15 protein-coding genes are annotated in these 16702 nt (G+C 73.0%); 4 read left to right on the forward strand and 11 right to left on the reverse strand.

Going from position 1 to position 16702, the window contains the following annotated elements; genetic code table 11:
* Nucleotides 1-31 precede the first annotated feature (31 nt).
* From LDL48_RS28850 to LDL48_RS28875, 5 genes are all read right to left on the reverse strand, one after another.
* Entirely contained in the window at nucleotides 32-631 is a 600-nt protein-coding gene (locus LDL48_RS28850) for a GTP-binding protein (protein ID WP_225258377.1), read from the reverse strand.
* Nucleotides 612-1049, reverse strand: a complete 438-nt coding sequence (locus LDL48_RS28855) for a DUF742 domain-containing protein (RefSeq protein WP_372472213.1) — start codon at nucleotides 1047-1049, stop codon at nucleotides 612-614. Before LDL48_RS28855 ends, LDL48_RS28850 begins: the two co-directional genes overlap by 20 nt.
* Nucleotides 1039-1461 (reverse strand): roadblock/LC7 domain-containing protein, encoded by a 423-nt coding sequence (locus tag LDL48_RS28860; protein ID WP_225258412.1) that lies wholly within the window; start codon nucleotides 1459-1461, stop codon nucleotides 1039-1041. The genes LDL48_RS28855 and LDL48_RS28860 overlap by 11 nt, the downstream gene beginning before the upstream one ends.
* The gene (locus tag LDL48_RS44260) at nucleotides 1458-4337 is read right to left on the reverse strand and encodes a sensor histidine kinase (protein WP_272493100.1); all 2880 of its coding nucleotides are present in this window, start codon (nucleotides 4335-4337) and stop codon (nucleotides 1458-1460) included. Before LDL48_RS44260 ends, LDL48_RS28860 begins: the two co-directional genes overlap by 4 nt.
* Nucleotides 4338-4579: 242 nt before the next feature.
* Entirely contained in the window at nucleotides 4580-6064 is a 1485-nt protein-coding gene (locus LDL48_RS28875) for a catalase (RefSeq protein WP_225258378.1), read from the reverse strand.
* Nucleotides 6065-6177: 113 nt separating this feature from the next.
* On the opposite strand from LDL48_RS28875, the gene LDL48_RS28880 reads away from it, so the two are divergent.
* The 3 genes from LDL48_RS28880 (at nucleotide 6178) to LDL48_RS28890 (ending at nucleotide 9127) form a co-directional block, all read left to right on the forward strand.
* On the forward strand, nucleotides 6178-6774 hold the full coding sequence (locus LDL48_RS28880; RefSeq protein ID WP_225258379.1) for a hypothetical protein: 597 nt from the start codon (nucleotides 6178-6180) through the stop codon (nucleotides 6772-6774).
* Nucleotides 6775-6786: 12 nt separating this feature from the next.
* Entirely contained in the window at nucleotides 6787-8085 is a 1299-nt protein-coding gene (locus tag LDL48_RS28885) for a hypothetical protein (protein WP_225258380.1), read from the forward strand.
* Between the two features lie 64 nt (nucleotides 8086-8149).
* The gene (locus tag LDL48_RS28890; RefSeq protein ID WP_225258381.1) at nucleotides 8150-9127 is read left to right on the forward strand and encodes a helix-turn-helix transcriptional regulator; all 978 of its coding nucleotides are present in this window, start codon (nucleotides 8150-8152) and stop codon (nucleotides 9125-9127) included.
* 8 nt (nucleotides 9128-9135) lie between these two features.
* Here LDL48_RS28890 and LDL48_RS28895 read toward each other — a convergent pair whose 3' ends face one another.
* The 3 genes from LDL48_RS28895 to LDL48_RS28905 all read right to left on the reverse strand — a co-directional run bounded on the left by LDL48_RS28895 (nucleotide 9136) and on the right by LDL48_RS28905 (nucleotide 13505).
* Nucleotides 9136-9624 (reverse strand): hypothetical protein, encoded by a 489-nt coding sequence (locus LDL48_RS28895; protein WP_225258382.1) that lies wholly within the window; start codon nucleotides 9622-9624, stop codon nucleotides 9136-9138.
* Between the two features lie 222 nt (nucleotides 9625-9846).
* Nucleotides 9847-11889, reverse strand: coding sequence for a M48 family metallopeptidase (locus tag LDL48_RS28900; protein WP_225258383.1), 2043 nt, complete (start codon nucleotides 11887-11889; stop codon nucleotides 9847-9849).
* A 173-nt stretch (nucleotides 11890-12062) separates the two neighbouring features.
* Nucleotides 12063-13505 carry a beta-N-acetylhexosaminidase gene (locus LDL48_RS28905; protein WP_225258384.1) on the reverse strand — a complete coding sequence of 481 codons (1443 nt, stop codon included), beginning with the start codon at nucleotides 13503-13505 and terminating at the stop codon, nucleotides 12063-12065.
* A gap of 77 nt (nucleotides 13506-13582) precedes the next feature.
* Between LDL48_RS28905 and LDL48_RS28910 the strand changes: the two genes are divergently transcribed.
* Entirely contained in the window at nucleotides 13583-14116 is a 534-nt protein-coding gene (locus LDL48_RS28910; RefSeq protein WP_225258385.1) for a GNAT family N-acetyltransferase, read from the forward strand.
* 18 nt (nucleotides 14117-14134) lie between these two features.
* Here the strand turns inward: LDL48_RS28910 and LDL48_RS28915 are convergent, their stop codons facing one another.
* The 3 genes from LDL48_RS28915 to LDL48_RS28925 all read right to left on the reverse strand — a co-directional run bounded on the left by LDL48_RS28915 (nucleotide 14135) and on the right by LDL48_RS28925 (nucleotide 16661).
* Nucleotides 14135-14635, reverse strand: coding sequence for an NUDIX hydrolase (locus LDL48_RS28915; protein WP_225258386.1), 501 nt, complete (start codon nucleotides 14633-14635; stop codon nucleotides 14135-14137).
* A gap of 69 nt (nucleotides 14636-14704) precedes the next feature.
* Nucleotides 14705-15532 (reverse strand): LLM class flavin-dependent oxidoreductase, encoded by an 828-nt coding sequence (locus LDL48_RS28920; protein ID WP_225258387.1) that lies wholly within the window; start codon nucleotides 15530-15532, stop codon nucleotides 14705-14707.
* Between the two features lie 166 nt (nucleotides 15533-15698).
* The gene (locus LDL48_RS28925; protein ID WP_225258388.1) at nucleotides 15699-16661 is read right to left on the reverse strand and encodes a helix-turn-helix transcriptional regulator; all 963 of its coding nucleotides are present in this window, start codon (nucleotides 16659-16661) and stop codon (nucleotides 15699-15701) included.
* Nucleotides 16662-16702: the final 41 nt, after the last annotated feature.

Below are 16702 nucleotides of genomic sequence, written 5' to 3' on the forward strand. Positions count from 1 at the left end.
CACCGGCCCGGCGGGACCCCGGAGCGGCGTGCTATCGCCGGCCGGCCCCGGCGAGCTGCCGGCGAGCCACGTACTCGACCAGTTCGATCAGCACGTTACGCGCGGCGGCCGGCTGCCGGGCGTCGAAAACCACCACCGGCACGTCCGGATCCAGATCCAGCGCCCGGCCTACCGCGTCGGCGCCGAACCGGTGCTCCGGGTCGAACGTGTTCACCGCGACCACGAACGGCGTACCGCGCTGCTCGAAGTAGTCGATGGATGGGAAGCAGTCGGCCAGCCGGCGGGTGTCGGCGAGCACCACGGCGCCGAGAGCGCCCTGCGACAACTCGTCCCAGAGGAACCAGAACCGGTCCTGCCCGGGCGTGCCGAACAGGTACAGCTGCAGGTCCTCGGTGATGGTGATGCGGCCGAAGTCCATGGTCACGGTGGTGGTGCGTTTGCTCTCCACGCCGGAGGTGTCGTCCGCGCCCTCGCCGCCGGTGAGGACCTCCTCGGTCTGCAGTGGCCGGATCTCACTGACCGAACTGACCATGGTGGTCTTGCCCGCGCCGAAGCCGCCGGCGATAAGGATCTTCAGCGCGACCGGGATGCGCGAGTCCGCACTGTCACGGTCAGAGCGCACGGAGACCATTGACAACCGCCTTGAGTACGTCGACGTCGTGCGGCTGCGAGGCCGCTGGTGGTTCGTACAACGAAATGAGCCCTGCCGAGCGTAGATCACCGAGCAAAACCCGGACGACCCCGATGGCCAGGTCCAGCTTGGACGCCAGCTCGACCACCGAGATCGGTTCCCACGACGCAGCGACGATAGCGTGGTGCTCCGGCAGCAGGTGCGGCGACGGCAGGGCGTCCGGCATGGTGGCCACCACGAACGCGACGAGGTCGAACTCGCCGCCGTTCGGGGCGACCCGGCCCTGGGTCATCGCATACGGGCGCACCACCGGCCCGGCGTCGTGGTCCAGCCAGTCGTGCGTGGCCCGGGCGGTGACCGCCGCCTGGTCCTCCGGACGGCCCGGAGTGTCCGGCCCCCCGAACCGGTCAGCCGGCATCGGACCCGAACACCGAGGACCGTTCCGGCGCGGCCATGAACTCGCCGACCCGGGTGACCAGCATGGCCATCTCGTACGCGATCACCCCGAGGTCCGCGTCGCTGTCCGCGAGCACCGCCAGACAGGTCCCCTGGCCGGCCGCGGTGACCAGGAAGAACGCCGACTCCATCTCGACCACGGTCTGGCGCACCGGCCCGGCCTGGAAGTGCCGGCTCGCGCCCTTGGCCAGGCTCTGGAACCCGGCGGCCATGGCGGACAGATGCTCGGCGTCGTCGCGGCCCAGCCCGCGCGAGGCGCCCATCATCAGGCCGTCGGCGGACAGCACCACCGCCTGCCGTGCCGTCGGGACCCGCTCGACGAGGTCGTCGAGCAGCCAGGTGAGGTTCGCGGTCTGGTTCGTCTGTGCCACTATGCGTCCTTCTCGGGCCTGGTCACATCGTTGTCAGGGAACTGCGCACCGCGGTCGCCGGTCCCGGCGGTGCCGGAACCACTCGTGCCGTGCCGGTCCCGGGCGTCGTTGCCCGTCGAGTCCGTTCGATCCCGTACGACCGGAATGCTGACGGTAGCCGCCTCCGCAAAGGCCGCGTCGGCCGCATTGCTGTCGGGATCCAGTCCCGCGGCCGCCAGCCGGCCGCGGGTGGTGCCGCGTTGCAGTGCGCTCATCAGGCTGCGCACCTGTTCCGGCGAGCGCGTGGGCTGGGTCTCGCGCTGGTCCTCGGCCGGGCCGCCGCGGAGTTGCGGCGCCAGGCTGGCCTGCCGGACCCGGCGCGGCAGACCCTCCGCCGTGGTCGGCTGCTCCTCCGCGGACGATCCTCCCGCCGGGACGGGCGGCGCCGCCGCCGGTCCCCCGGCGCGCTGCGCCGGCATGGCCGGGGCGGTCGATGCCGGGCCGGTCGGTGCCGGGCCAATCCGCGCCGGGCCAGCCGGAGCGGGGCCGGTCGGCACCGGGCCGGTCGATGCCGGGCCAATCGGCGCCGGACCGGTCGGCGCCGGACCGGTCGATGCGGGGCCGGTCGATGCGGGGCCGGTCGGTGCGGGGCCCCGGGGCACGGTGCGGCGGCGCTGCACCAGGCCGTCCGGGGTCAGGCCCTCGGCGACGGTGCTGGGCGACGGACCACCGACCGGTGTCCGCGGCCCGGCTACGGGGAGGTCGAAGGCGCCGCCCGCGGTGGGCCGCCCGGAGCCCGCTGCGCCGGCCGGTCCGTCGGCCGGCGGGCCGGATGCCGGTGCGGTGCCGTTGAGCGCCATGGTCACCGCGCTCAGGGCCTCGCCCAGCGACCGGCCGCCCTGCCACTCCACGCCGCCCGGCGCCGGGCGGAGCGCGGCCGCGCCGCCGCGCGCCGTCGGCCGGTCCCACGCCTGGTCGGCCGGGGCCGGGCCGGGCGCCGCGGTGATCAGCTCGCCCGGGATCAGCACGACCGCGGTGATCCCGCCGTACGCCGACGGCCGCAGCGAGACCCGGATGCCGTGCCGGTTGGCCAGCTGAGCCACCACGAACAGGCCGAGCCGGGCGCTGTCCGACGGATCGAAGTCGGGCGGCTCCAGCAGCTTGCGGTTGGCCTCGTCGACCGCCTCGGCGGACATGCCCAGCCCGCGGTCCTCGATCTCGATCGCGTACCCGGTCGGCAGCACCTGGCCGGTGACCTGCACCCGGGTGTGCGGGGGCGAGAACGAGGCGGCGTTCTCCAGCAGCTCGGCGAGCAGGTGGATGACGTCACCGACGGCCCGGCCGAGCACCGCCGTGCCCTCGACGGAGAGGATGTCGACCCGCTTGTAGTCCTCCACCTCGCTGATCGAGCCGCGCACCACGTCGATCACCGGTACCGGGTTGCGCCAGCCGCGCCCGGGCGCGGCGCCGGCCAGGATCACCAGGTCCTCGGCGTGCCGGCGCATGCGGGTGGCCAGGTGGTCGACCCGGTACAGATCCTCCAGCTCGTCCGGGCCGGTCTCCCGGCGCTCCATCTTGTCGAGCAGCGCGAGCTGGCGGTGCAGCAGGGTCTGACTGCGCCGGGCGATGTTCAGAAAGACCTCGTTCATGCCGCGACGGACCCCGGCCTCCTCGACCGCGGACTGCACCGCGGTGCGCTGGACCTCGTTGAACGCGTGTCCGACCTGGCCGATCTCGTCCTTGCCGTACTCCAGCGGCGGGGTCTCCACGTCCACATCGACCTGCTCGCCGCGCTGCAGCCGGCGTACCACGGTGGGTAGCCGTTCGTCGGCCATCTCCAGCGCCTCGCCGCGCAGCCGGCGCAGCCGGCCGACGATGGACCGGCCGACCCGCACCGACACGAAAACCGAGATGATCAGCGCGGTCAGGCCGAGCAGGCCGGCGATGGCGAGGCGGACCAGGATGTTCACCGCCACCGGTACGGTCCGGTCGGCGAGTGCGTCCGCGGCGTTCAGCTCGAACGCGCGCAGCTGCTGCACGGTCCGGTCGTACGCGGGCTGCCAGGCCTCGGCCGACACCGGTGACGGCTCGCCCGGCCGGCTCTCCCGGATCAGCGTGTTCTGCAGGGTGCCCAGCCGGTCGAACGCCTCACCGTTGCTGAGCTGCTGGTACGCGCTCCGGTCGGCGGCCGGCAGGTCGTCGACGCCCTCGCTGAGCAGGAACCGGGACGTGGCCACCGACTGCATCAGCTCGTCACGCACCTCGGCGCTGAACCGTCCCGCGGTGTTCGCGCCGGCCAGCATGGCGTCCGTGCGGGCCAGGTACTCCCGGCCGCGGCCGACCGAGTTGAGCGCCCGGGCCTCCCGGTCCACCCGGTCGTCCCGGAACGTCGAGATGGCGGAGAACATCTGGAACGCGGTGTCGATGATGTTGCTGTAGAGGCCGTGGGTGCCGATCGGGTCGACCTGGCGCCCGTCGATGTACGTCCGGTTCGCGGGCAGCGCGTCCAGGTCCGCCATGATCTGCTGGACCCGGGCCCGGAGCGTCTCGCTCGCCGCGTCCTGCGCGTCGCCGCCGCCGGCGCTGCGGCGGAAGTCGCCGATCGCCCGGTCCGTGACGGTCCGCTGGGTGGCCAGCGCGGGCGGGGCGCCGGTGGCGGCGTCCGGGGCGCTCACGGTGGACAGGAACTGCACGGACAGCCGGCGTTCCCGCTGCAACTCCGCGACGAGCACCTCACCCGGAGTGCCGACCGTGTCGAGCAGCGTGTTCGCGGACAGCAGGTTGAACGCCGGCCCGACGGTCAGCGTGGTGGCGAACACCCACAACGCCAGCAGCGCGGTCAGCGGGACCGCCACCAACGCCACGATCTTCGAACGGATCGACCAGTTGCGGGTTCTCATCAGGCTCCGCCCGAGGGGTTCGGCAGGGACCGGCGCTCCGTCACCCCGTCCGGTCGCCGACACGGGGATGGAGGGCCGTTCGGGCTGCGAGCGCCTTCGGCAGAATACGTAACGGAAGCTCATCCAGCCAGTTCGAGGCCGTCCGAGATGGTGATCGTTTGTCCTGATTGACGCCCGGATTGGCACGCCCGCACCCGCCCGGCACCGGTCGTGGCCGGTCCGGGCGGGTGCAGCCAAGATGCTCAGATGACGCTGATCCCGAGGCCCTCGGCGACGCGCCGGCCGTAGTCCTCGTCACACTGCGAGAAGTGCCAGACCATCTTCTCCTGGATGTGCTTGTCACACTGGGCCAGCAGGGTGGTGAGGTTGAGGATCAGGTCGTCGCGCTCCCAGTCGTCCATCTCCCGGAACCGGCGACCGGCCTGCGCGTAGTTGTTCTGCCGCTCGATCGGGGCCTTCACGACGTGGCCGGAGACGAACGGGCGGTACTCCCGGTAGCTCTCGTCGGCCTCCTGCAGGCCGGCGACCGAGGACGGCTCGAAGTTGATGTGCGGGTTGGCGCCGCGGTTGTCCACGCCGTACGACATCTGGCCGCCACCCTGGTTGGTGCTGACCACGACGTCCTCGCGGGGCCGGTTGACCGGCAGCTGCAGGTAGTTCGGGCCGACCCGGTAGCGCTGCGTGTCGGAGTACGAGAAGGTGCGCCCGACCAGCATCTTGTCGTCCGAGAAGTCGATGCCGTCGACCAGCACGCCGGTGCCGAACGCGATCTGCTCGTTCTCGTTGTGGTGGTCGGTGATGTTGCGGTTCAGCGTCATCATGCCCACCGGCAGGTACGGGAAGTCCTCCCGCGGCCAGATCTTGGTGTCGTCGAGCGGGTCGAAGTCGAGTTCGGGGTGCTCGTCGTCGCTCATGATCTGCACGTTGAGCTCCCACCGCGGGAAGTCGCCGCGCTCGATCGCCTGGTAGATGTCGGCGGACGCGTGACCCAGGTCCCGGCCCTGGATCTCGGCGGCCTGCGCCTCGGTCAGGTTGTGCTCGCCCTGCTGGGTGAGCCAGTGGAACTTGACCAGCACACCCTCGCCCCGCGCGTTCACCAGGCGGTACGTGTTCACCCCCGAGCCGCGCATGGTGCGGTAGTTGGCCGGGATGCCGTACGGCGAGAACAGCCAGGTGAGCATGTGCATGCTCTCCGGCGTGTTGGACATGAAGTCGAAGATCCGGTTCGGCTCCTGCCGGAACGTGACCGGGTCCGGCTTGAGGGAGTGGATCACATCCGGGAACTTGATCGCGTCCCGGATGAAGAAGACCTGCAGGTTGTTGCCCACCATGTCCCAGTTGCCGTCCTCGGTGCGGAACTTCACCGCGAAGCCGCGCGGGTCACGCGCCGCCTCGGAGGAGTCCCGGCCGCCGATGACGGTCGAGAACCGGACGGTGAGCGGGGTCTTGCGGCCCTTCTCCTGGAACAGCTTGGCGCGGGTGTACGTGCTGGCCGGCTCGTCGCCGATGGTGCCGTACGCCTCGAACTCACCGTGTGCCACGAAGCCGCGGGCGTGCACGACCCGCTCCGGGATGCGCTCGCGGTCGAAGTGGCTGATCTTCTCCAGGAAGTGGTAATTCTCCAGCGTCGCCGGACCACGTGGGCCCACGGTCCGCTGCTGCTGATTGTTGTGCACGGGGTGGCCCTGCCGGGTGGTCAGCACGGACCTCGGTTCCGAGTTCGTCATCGACGCTCCTTGGGCAGCTTTTCTGGAATGACTCCAGTTTACGCTGGTGCCGCGGTGCGTGATTGACGGACACCTCTTCGTGGGCATACCTGCCGGTGAAGAAGGAGGAACCCATGTCCACAGGGCAAGTCATCGTCCTCATCGTCGTCCTGCTGGTGATCATCGCCGTCGCCCTGCTCGCGGTGCGCGCCTCCCGGCGCCGCAAACTGCAGAAGACCTTCGGACCCGAGTACGACCGAGTGGTGGCCGACAGCGGCAACCGCACCGACGCCGAGAAGGAACTGCGCGAGCGGGAGAAGCGGCACGCGGAGCTGTCCCTCAAGGAGTTGTCGCCGGAGTCCCGCGCGCAGTACTCGGCGGCCTGGGAAGAGGTGCAGATCCAGTTCGTCGACAGCCCCGAGCAGGCCGTGGGCACCGCGGACGAACTGACCACCCGCCTGATCGCCGAACGCGGCTACCCCACCGGGGACTACGACGAGCAACTCGCCAACCTCTCCGTGGAGCACGCCCGCACGCTCGGGCACTACCGTGACGCTCACGAGATCAGCCGGCGCAGTGAGCGCGGCGAGGCGAGCACCGAGGATCTCCGGCAGGCCCTGGTGCACTACCGCGCGCTCTTCGCCGACCTGCTCGGCGAGAACCCGGTTCCGACCGCCACCGACCATGACACCGACGCCCCGGGCAGCCGCCCGGACGCCGCCAGCCGCTGAGGAGACCTGACCATGCGCTTCTTCTCCAACGAGAGCAAGGAATCCAGCAACGACCAGGACGTCGACGTGCCGGCCAGGGCCGAACAGGAGAACCCGGCCCAGGCGCACGACGACCACCCGGACCGGGTGCAGTCGGAGCCGGTGGCGGTACCGCAGCAGCGGGCCGGCTCGCCGTGGTCGTCCGCCCCGGCCGACGAGGACGCCCCGCCGTTCCACGAGCCCGGTCCCCAGCCGACCGCGTTCGGCGCGTCGACCGTCGGCGGCGCCGTGGCCGCCTCCGCGGTCGCCAACCCGGCCAACGACACCTGGCAGGCGACCGACCGCGAGTCCGCGGCGAACGACGGGGTCGGCGACGACCGCGGCGTCGCGCCCGGCGACGGTGCGGTGAACGACGACACCGAGAAGCTGCCCACGGCCGGTTCGCACCGGGGCGGCCCCGACGACGTGGTCGATGTCGCCCTGGACGACCGGGGCTCGTTCGAGGACCCGAAGGTGAAGGGCGAGGCGCGCACGGACGGCGGCGAGGCGCACACCGTGGAGGACACCACGCCGCCGGACACGTCGCTGACCGGCGCCACCGGCACGGCGTCCGCGGCCCCGCTGCGCGACGAGGGCGACTTCGACGACCCCAAGGTCGTCGACCCGGTCACCGGCCGGACGCTGGCACCGGAGGGCGACCGGACCGCCGACACCGACCCCGCCAACACCGCCACCGCCACCGCCACCGACGCGGACACCGACGCCGACGCCGACCGGACCGACGCGGCCGACCAGGCCGCCGTGACCGACCGGGCTGCCGCGACCGACCAGGCCGACGCGACCGACCAGGCCGACCGGACCGACGACAGCCACCGGACCGACGCGGCCGACCGGACCGGCACGGGGGACCGGGCCGCCGACGAGGCGATCAAGGACGAGGGCGGGTTCGCGGACCCGACGGTGGTCGACCCGGCCACCGGTCAGACGCTCGACGCGGACAAGGACACCGGCACGGACACGGACACGGCGGCCGAGGCGGAGGTGGCCGGCAAGCCCGGCTCGGTGGCCGAGCCGGCCGTGGCGGCGTTGTTCGCGGGCCCGGACGCCCAGTCGTTCCGGGACCGCTGGCGCGATGTCCAGTTGCGCTTCGTGGACAGCCCGAAGGAGGCCACCGCGGAGGCGGCCGGGCTGGTCGACGAGGCGGCCGACCGGCTGGCCGCGGCGCTCAAGGAGCAGAAGGCGAAGCTCGCCGGGGACCACGACGACACCGAGAAGCTGCGGGTGGAACTGCGCGGCTACCGCGAGATGCTGAACCGCATTCTCGACCTGTAAGGACCGCGCGACGCGGCGCCTGTTCCTGACCTCACCCGTCAGGATCAGGCGCTACCGTTCCGGTGTGCGCGCCGGCCGGCTGGTCTCCCTTCTCCTGCTCCTGCAGACCAGGGGGCGGATGACCGCGGACCAGCTGGCCGCCGAACTGGAGGTCTCGGTCCGCACGGTGTACCGCGACGTGGAGGCGCTGGGCGCGGCCGGCGTGCCGATCTACGCCGACCGTGGTCCCACCGGCGGATATCAGTTGCTCGACGGCTACCGCACCCGGCTGACCGGCCTCACCGGCGACGAGGCCGGCTCGCTGTTCCTGGCCGGGATGCCGGGTCCGGCCGCCGAACTCGGACTCGGATCCGTGCTGGCCGCGGCCGAGCTGAAACTGCGTGCCGCGCTGCCGGACGAACTGGCCGGCCGGGCCGGGCGGCTCCGCGAACGGTTCCACCTCGACGCGCCCGGCTGGTTCCGCGGCGACGAACCCACCCCGCACCTCGCCACGGTCGCCGACGCGGTGTGGAGCGACCGGCGGCTGTCGGTGCGGTACCGCCGGTGGAAGGCGCCGCGCGAGGTGAGTCGTTCCCTCGTACCGCTGGGTGTGGTCCTCAAAGCCGGCCGGTGGTATCTGGTGGCCGCCACGGACGACCGGGTGACCGCGTACCGGGTGGCGAACATCCTGGAGGCGGTGGTGCTGGACGAGCCGGTGCGGCGTCCGGCGGACTTCGACCTCACCACGTTCTGGGCCGAGTGGACGGAACGGTTCGAGCGCAGCGTCTACACCGGCTCCGCCACGGTACGGATGACCGCGGACGCGCTGCGCCGGATGGCGTTCCTGTTCCCGCCGGAGATGTCCCGGGTGGCCGTTGCCTGCGCCGGGGAACCGGACGCCGACGGCTGGCTGGAGACCACCGTGCCGATCGAGTCGATCCGGCACGGCCACGTCGAACTGCTGAAGCTGGGCGCCGACGCCGAGGTGCTCGGGCCGCCGGAGCTGCGCGACCAGTTCGCCGCCACGGCGTCCGGCCTGGCCGCCCGTTACCTGGTGGACTGACCCGGCGCTCAGGTGCCGGCCAGCACCGGACCGGTCCCGGCCGCGTTGGTGCCGGGATCCGGCGGCGGCGGTTCCTGCTCCGTGACCGGGTCACTCTCGTCGTCGCTGGGCGTCGGGTCGGCCGGCTCCGTGGTGTTCTCGGTCGGCGGCGTGGTCGGCTCGTCGGTCGGAGTCGGTTCCGTGGTCGTCGCCGGCGGCTCGGTCGTCGGGTCCGGCTCCGGCTCCGGCGCCGTGCTGGTGGCGCTCCGGGACGGACGCGGCGACGGCCGGTCGGACAGCGGCTTGATCTCCGCCCGCGGCTTGGTCTCCAGCTTGGTCGCCGATTCGTCGGGGGCGGCACCGGCCCGGCCACCGACATCCGGCTGCTGCTCACTGATCACTGTCGGTGCCTTGCCGGGCGACACGGTCACGTTGCCGAACTGCGCGCCCAGCCACAGCGCCGGGCCCAGCCCGACCGCCACGATGGCTCCGAAGAGCGCCAAAGGTCCCCGTTCCATCGGACGCCCCTCCCCCCTGTCATGACGATGATCGCTGTCTCGCTGGGGCTTCTTCTACCCAATTAGCGCAGAGATAAAGCGAACAACATCTGATCCCAGTGTGACCTGAAGTCACTGCCCGGTGACTCGATCGTCCGAGATGTGACCGTCTCTTTACCAGCACGGACGAGACGCCCGATTGGTTCAGTGATCTCAGTGTCCGAACGGGTGACTCACGCCGCATCATCTGCCGCGGGCGAGAAACGCCACCGCGTTGTCCAGGGCGGCCCAGCCGCCCGGCAGTTCGTCGGAGTCCAGCGCGGTGCGCAGGGTCAGGGTGCGGCCGTCGCGCAGGCTCAGATCCCAGGACTTCGGGGTACGCCGGGTCTGCGCCGCGGCGGCCACCTCGGCGTACGGGACGAACCGCCCACCCAGCTCCGGATCGTTGCGACGCAGGTCCGCCGCCGCGAACCGGGCCAGCCGCCGCTTCGCCGACCCGTTCTGCGACCGCGGCAGCCCCGGCACCAGGAACAGCCCGGTGTCCGAGATCAACAGGTCGGTACGGCTGCCGTCAACCACCAGGTTGACCACGCCGCTGACCACCTCGGCACGTACCCCGGTCCGGGTGGCCCCGCCGTCCGCGGCCGGGTCGATGCCCAGCGCGGTCAGCCGGGCGTACGCCTGGTCGACGGTCGCCGGGTCGGTGGCCAGGGCCGCCGGGCCACCGAGGTCGAGGTGACCGCCGTCCGGCGACACCAGTTCCGCGGCGCCGGTCCAGCTGTGCCGCCACCGGGCCGCGCCGCTGCGCAGCGCCGCCAGGGCGAGCAGCAGCGTGATCAGCTCGGCGATGCGGGCCACCGTCTCGTCCGGCGGCAGGCCCGGAAAGATCGTCTCGGCGACCTTGCCCAGCCGCCCGTCGGCCGCCAGGACCAGCACGTCCCCCGCGTTGGCGATGGGCGTGCCGGCCGCCCTGGTGAGGGTGCCCAGCGCCGCGTCGGCCTCGCGTTCCATCTCGGCGGTGCGGGCGGCGCCGAAGAACTCGTCCCAGCCGACCACGGCCCGTCCCCGCGGCGGGAACGCGACCGCCTGCAGCGCCCGGCCCAGACCAGGCAGATCAGGTACGAGTTCCGTCCGCGAACCGTCCGGCGGCCCGTCCGTCCCCGCTCCTGCGGCCGCACCCGGCGGGCCCGACCCACCGGCCGCGGACGTTGCCGGCGCTCCCGGGCCGCTGACGGCGGACGTTGCCGGCGCTCCCGGGCCGCTGACGGCGGACGTTGCCGGCGCTCCCGGGCCGCTGACGGCGGACGTTGCCGGCGCTCCCGGGCCGCTGACGGCGGACGTTGCCGGCGGGCCGGGCCGTGTGGCGGCGGCCAGGGCGGCCAGGCGCTCGGGCACCGGCGGGTGGGTGTCCCACGGCGCCGGCGCGGCCGGTTCCCGCGCGCGCAGCGCCGCCAGGTCGTCCACCCGGGCGGCCAGCACCCGCAGGAAGCCGCCGAAGATGTCGTCCGGCGCGTGCCCGGCCCGCCAGCCCGGACCCAGGTACTCCGCGTAGAACAGGCGCTGCACCCCCTCCAGCGCCGGGCCGTCGCGCAGCACCGCGGACGCGGACGCGGCGCCGGCGAAGTCCGCGGCGATCCGGTCCGCGGCCAGCTCCTGCGCCCGGCTCACCGGCGCGTCGACCCGGCGGTACCAGTTCGCGTACGCCCGCAGCAGCGGCGCCGCCGGGTTACGCCTGGAGATCCGTGGCACGGTCCGGCCCACCGCCACCCGCCCGCGGTACGCCAGCGGCGCCCACCGGCCCAGCATCGGCGAACCGTGCGCCAGCTCGTGCGCCACCACCGCGCGCAGCCGCCCGTCGTCCCAGGCCTGCAGCAGGGGCAGGCCGACGTACAGATCGCGGCGCCCGCCGACCAGGCCGAGCAGGCGGGTCCGTTCGGCGAGCGCGGCGGTGGCCTCGACCACCACGACAACGGTGTCCGGGGCGGGTACCCCGGCTGCGGCCGCCGCCGCGTCCACCAGCGACCAGAGGTGCGGGGCGTCGGCGCGCGGCACCGGCACGCCGGCCGGCTCGGCGCGGCGGGTGCGCAGGGCACGCCAGGTGGCGTACGCCATCACGCCGACCGTCGCGATGCACAGCGGCAGCCCGAGGCGCAACGCGACCGTGCCCGGCAGCAGAGCGAGGACCAGCAGGACGGGCACCACGACCAGCGCCAGTTGCAGTCCGGCGACGAGCAGGAATCCGGCCAGCATCGCGGCCGAGAGCCACGGCCTGACACCACCGCCCACGCTGCGCTCCTCACCTCGACCACGCGGTACCCGAGCTGGGGAAAGCGTAGGTGGCGGCGTGGCTCTCGCCACGGCAGGGCACCCGCCGGGTTCCGCCGCCCAGGCCGAGAAAGGGCCGGTGAGCTGCGACGACACGGTGCCGACGGGACAAGAATTAAGGAAGATTTCGAGTTCTAGAGCCAGTCGATCTCGGGCGACGGATGGAACGCGATCCCCTGCGCGGTCCAGCGCGGCCCGAAGGCGGCCAGCCGGTGGCGGAACGACTCCCAGTCCCGCGCCCCGCGCGGCGACCAGCCGATCTCGGCGATCGCGGGCAGCCGCGGGAAGGTCATCGTCTGCACGTCGGCCATGCTGCGCAGCGTCTCAGACCACAGCGGCGCCTCGACGCCGAGCAGCGCCTCCTCGCCGACGCCGGGCAGGCGCGCCGCCGGATCCCACCGGTAGGAGCGTTCCACGTCGATGCGGCCGGCCCAGTCGAGGCCGAGCCGGCTGTCCTCGGCGTACTTCATGTCCAGGTACACCCGGTCGGCCGGCGACATGATCACCTGGTTGCCACGGGTCACCGCGCGGGCGGTGCCCTCGTCGGCCGTCTCGACGCGCCAGAACTGCGGCACCGCGTCGCCGGGCAGCTCGACCGAGGCCATCTCGTGCCAGCCCACCGCGCGCTTGCCGTACTTGGTGACCAGCGGCAGCACGCGGTCCATGAAGGTGCGGTAGTCCTCCGCGCTGGTGGCCTGCGCCTCGTCGCCGCCGATGTGCAGGAACGGCCCCGGGGTCAGCGCGGCCACCTCGCGGATGACGTCCTCGAGGAATTCGTACGTGCGGTCCAGCCCGACGCAGAGCGAGCTGTACCCGACCTCGGTGTCGGTGCGCGGCGCCACCGGAACGCCGTCGCAGGTCAGCTCCGGGTAGGCCACCTGCGCCGCGTTGGTGTGCCCGGGCATGTCGATCTCCGGGACGATCGTGACGTACCGCTGGGCGGCGTACGCGACCAGGTCGGCGTACTCCTCCCGGGTGTAGAAGCCGGGGCCGGCGCCGTCGACGCCGGTGCCGGGGCCGCCGCCCACCTCGGTGAGGCGCGGCCAGCCGGCGATCTCCAGCCGCCACCCCTGGTCGTCGGTGAGGTGCAGGTGCAGGTGATTGATCTTGAACTGGGTGATCACGTCGAGGTAGGACTTCACCTCGTCGACGGTGAAGAAGTGCCGGGCCACGTCGAGCATCACGCCCCGGTACGCGAACCGCGGCCGGTCCGCGATCCGCCCGCCCGGCACGGTCACGTCGCCCGTCCCGCTGACCGGCACGAGCTGGCGCAGCGTCTGCACCGCGGAGAACAGGCCCGCCTCGGTGTTCGCCCGCACGGTGAGCAGATCCCGGGCGACGTCCACGACGTACGCCTCGGGACCGCCGTCCACGTCCTCGAGCTGGAGCACGATGGCGCCGGCGGTCGGGCTCACCGGCACCGGATGCCCGGTCGCGGAGCGCAGCACCTCGGCGAGCAGCAGCCCCACCGACTCGGTGGGCGTGCAGATCGCCGTACCGGAGTGGATCGTGAAGGTCGCGGCCGGATCCGGCCGCACCTCGGCCGGGACGGGAATGACGTCGCCTAGTTCTCGCACGGAGCGACTCTAAGGCCTGTTTCCGATTTGCGGGTGCACACGGTCGCCCGAACCGGCTCCCGGCTATCGTCTCGGGCATGCCGATGAGCACCCGCCGGGCCCAGCCGGAAGACGCGGAAACCCTTCATGAGCTGGCCTCTCGTACGTTCGCTCTGGCCTGTCCGTCCAGCACCGCGCAGGCCGACATCGACGAATTCATCGTCGCTAATTTGTCACGGGAGCGCTTCCATGAGTACCTGGCGGACCCGGCCCGCACGGTCCTGATCGCGGAGGCGGACGGCGTGCCGGTCGGCTACTCGATGCTCGTCGCCGGGCCGATCGCGGACCCGGACGTGCGGGCCGTGGTGGACGAGACGGCGAGCGTCGAGCTGAGCAAGTTCTATCTGCTCGCGGACAGCCACGGGTCGGGGGCGGCGGGCGCCCTGATGGCGGCGACGCTGGCGGAGGCCGTGACCGGCGGGGCGAAGTGGTGCTGGCTGGGGGTCAACCAGCAGAACGGGCGGGCGGCGCGGTTCTACCAGAAGCACGGGTTCGCGCTGGCCGGCACGAAGCGGTTCCTGGTCGGCAACGACTGGCACGACGACCACATCCGGGTACGCGCGCTGCCGTGATGCCGCGGCGCGGTCCGCTCACGGCCGGCCGGGGCCGGGCCGGTGACCGTCGTCCGGAAGCTGGAACCAGGTGGCCGGCGCCGACGCCCACTCGATGCGCTGCCGGGTGAGCGGGCCGATCGGCGGCAGGTCGTCCAGCGTGAACCACCCCACGGCCAGGGACTCGTCGTCGTTGACCCGGGCCTCGCCGCCGGTCGCGCGGCAGCGGAAGGAGATGTCGACGTACTCGCACCGGTCGCCGTTGGGGTACGTGCTCGGCGGCTGGGTGAACACGCTGGTGACCCGCTCCGGGACCACGTGCACGGCGGTCTCCTCGTACACCTCGCGCACCACGGTCTCGGCGGGTTGCTCCCCCGGGTCCATCACGCCGGCGATCAGCGACCATTCCCGGTTGTCCGCGCGCTGCCCCAGCAGCAGGCGGCCGGCGTCGTCGAAGACGACGGCGGTCACGCCGGGCAGCAGGAGCAGGCCGTGGCCCACGTCCCGGCGCAATGCTGCGATGTACGGCGAAATCGGCATGCCGGACAACCTAGCGGCGAACCCACCCGGCAGCCGGGACACCGCGTCCGAGTCGCCGCGGCCCGCACGTCATGACACGCCCTGGTCGACCAGCGGCCGCACCTCCTGGGCGACGAACCGCAGGAAACCCGCCGGATCCGGCTCGTCCTCGGTCGGCTGCAGGATCACCGCGTCGGCCCCGGCCTCGGCCCAGCGCCGCACCCCGGCCGCGATGGTGGCCGCGTCCCCGGCCAGCCCGACCTCGTCGGTGAGCCGGGCCGCCGCGCCGGGGCCGGTCGCCGTCTGCAGGAACACCACCACCCGGTGGTCGTCGGCGGCGATGTGACCGCGGGCGGCGCGCACCCCGTCGGGCGGCGTGCCGGCGGTGAGGATGGTGCCGTCGGCCAGCTCGCCGGAGAGCCGCAGCGTCTTGGGCCCGGTGGCGCCGATCAGCAGCTCCGGCGGCGGGTCGGGCGGCCAGTCCAGGCGGACCCCGTCGAGGTTGACATACCTCCCGGTGACCGTGACCGTCTCGCCGCGCAACAGGGCGCGCAGGGCGGTCACGTATTCCCGCAGGAGGGTCATCGGGGACGCCGGCCGGGCACCCACCTGGGCCATCCAGTCCTGCACGCCGTGCCCGACGCCGACCATGGCCCGGTCGCCGAACAGCCGGCGGAGCGTGGCGATCTCCATCGCGGTGAGCGCGACGTTGCGGAACGGGACCGGCAGGATGCCGATGCCGACCCGGACCCGGCCGGTGCCGGCCAGGGCCGCCGCGGCCGCGGCCACGCCGCTGTGCAGAAAGCAGTCCTCCCAGATCCAGAACTCCTCGAGGCCGGCCTCGTCCGCGGCGCGGGCGAGCGCGGGCAGGGTCTCCGGCGGGTTCTGCGGAAGGGCGATGGCGCCGAGCGTGGTCATGACCTGCATCCTGCCGTCCGGCTACGACATTTTCCCGGGACCGGCGGAAACCGGTGACCGGGTCCGATGTGGAGCGCCGAAAAATGTCGTAGGCGGCCGATAGCGTCACGGGTGCGGATCGGCGCCACGGGGGCGCCGATCCGCGCTCCCGCGGAACCGCGCGGGGTCAGGCCGGCCGGGTCGCGCCGTCCAGCAGTGTCTCGCCCGCCCGCCGGGCCGCGGTGCGCAGTTCCGGCGGTGACTCGACGGTGAAACCGGCGCCGAGCGCGCCCAGCACCATCACCGGCCAGCTCAGGTCGTCGACACTCATCCGCAGCCGGCATCCGGTCCCCTCGACGGGCTCCACGGTGCCCCACTGCCCGACGTGCGCCTGCACGGTGGCGGCCGGGGCCTCGATCAGCACCGCGACGTCGTGCCGGTTCGGGATGGTGGCCAGCCGCGACCGCATCCAGGCCACCGGGTCGCCGCCGGGGATGTCGCGGGGGCGGAAACGCGCGCCGGTCAGCGCGGGCTCGCTCAGGCGGTCCACCCGGAAACTGCGCCAGTCGCCGCGGTCCAGGTCCCAGGCAATGAGGTACCAGCGGCGGCCGAGCGAGACCAGCCGGTGCGGCTCGACATGTCGCGCGGCGGAAGCGCCGTCGCGGGGTGCGTAGCCGAAGCGCAGCCGTTCCTCCCCGCGGCAGGCCATCGCGATGGTGGTGAGCACGCCGGCGTCCAGCGTGGGCCCACCGCCGAAGACGCCGGGGCTGGTCATCGCCTGCAGCGCGTCGATGCGGCGGCGCAGCCGCGGGGGCAGCAGCTGGATCACCTTGGCGAGCGCGCGCACCGACGTCTCCTCGAAGCCGGCAACCGCACCGGCGGCGGCGGTCCGCAGTCCGACCGCGATGGCGACCGCCTCCTCGTCGTCGAGCAGCAGCGGCGGCACCGCGGCGCCCGCCTGCAGCTGATAGCCGCCCGCCACCCCGCGGTTGGCGTCGACCGGATAGCCGAGTTCGCGCAGCCGGTCGACGTCGCGGCGCAGCGTGCGCGGGCTGACCTCGAGCCGGTCCGCGAGTTCGCCACCGGGCCAGTAGCGGTGCGTCTGCAGCAGGGACAGCAACCGCAGCATCCGGGCACTCGTGTTCGCCATGACTCCAGATTCTCCCGCATTAAGGTCAGAATGTGGCCGCA

Origin of the sequence: Jidongwangia harbinensis (assembly GCF_020216025.1) — a bacterium.
GTDB lineage: Bacteria > Actinomycetota > Actinomycetes > Mycobacteriales > Micromonosporaceae > Actinoplanes > Actinoplanes harbinensis.

Bases quoted from the DNA above. Each gene is read 5' to 3' on its own strand.
- LDL48_RS44260 (WP_272493100.1), bottom strand. From the start codon at position 4,337: ATGAGAACCCGCAACTGGTCGATCCGTTCGAAGATCGTGGCGTTGGTG.
- LDL48_RS28925 (WP_225258388.1), bottom strand. From the start codon at position 16,661: ATGGCGAACACGAGTGCCCGGATGCTGCGGTTGCTGTCCCTGCTGCAG.
- LDL48_RS28910 (WP_225258385.1), top strand. From the start codon at position 13,583: ATGCCGATGAGCACCCGCCGGGCCCAGCCGGAAGACGCGGAAACCCTT.
- LDL48_RS28875 (WP_225258378.1), bottom strand. From the start codon at position 6,064: ATGACGAACTCGGAACCGAGGTCCGTGCTGACCACCCGGCAGGGCCAC.
- LDL48_RS28895 (WP_225258382.1), bottom strand. From the start codon at position 9,624: ATGGAACGGGGACCTTTGGCGCTCTTCGGAGCCATCGTGGCGGTCGGG.
- LDL48_RS28920 (WP_225258387.1), bottom strand. From the start codon at position 15,532: ATGACCACGCTCGGCGCCATCGCCCTTCCGCAGAACCCGCCGGAGACC.
- LDL48_RS28850 (WP_225258377.1), bottom strand. From the start codon at position 631: ATGGTCTCCGTGCGCTCTGACCGTGACAGTGCGGACTCGCGCATCCCG.
- LDL48_RS28855 (WP_372472213.1), bottom strand. From the start codon at position 1,049: ATGCCGGCTGACCGGTTCGGGGGGCCGGACACTCCGGGCCGTCCGGAG.
- LDL48_RS28880 (WP_225258379.1), top strand. From the start codon at position 6,178: ATGTCCACAGGGCAAGTCATCGTCCTCATCGTCGTCCTGCTGGTGATC.
- LDL48_RS28915 (WP_225258386.1), bottom strand. From the start codon at position 14,635: ATGCCGATTTCGCCGTACATCGCAGCATTGCGCCGGGACGTGGGCCAC.
- LDL48_RS28885 (WP_225258380.1), top strand. From the start codon at position 6,787: ATGCGCTTCTTCTCCAACGAGAGCAAGGAATCCAGCAACGACCAGGAC.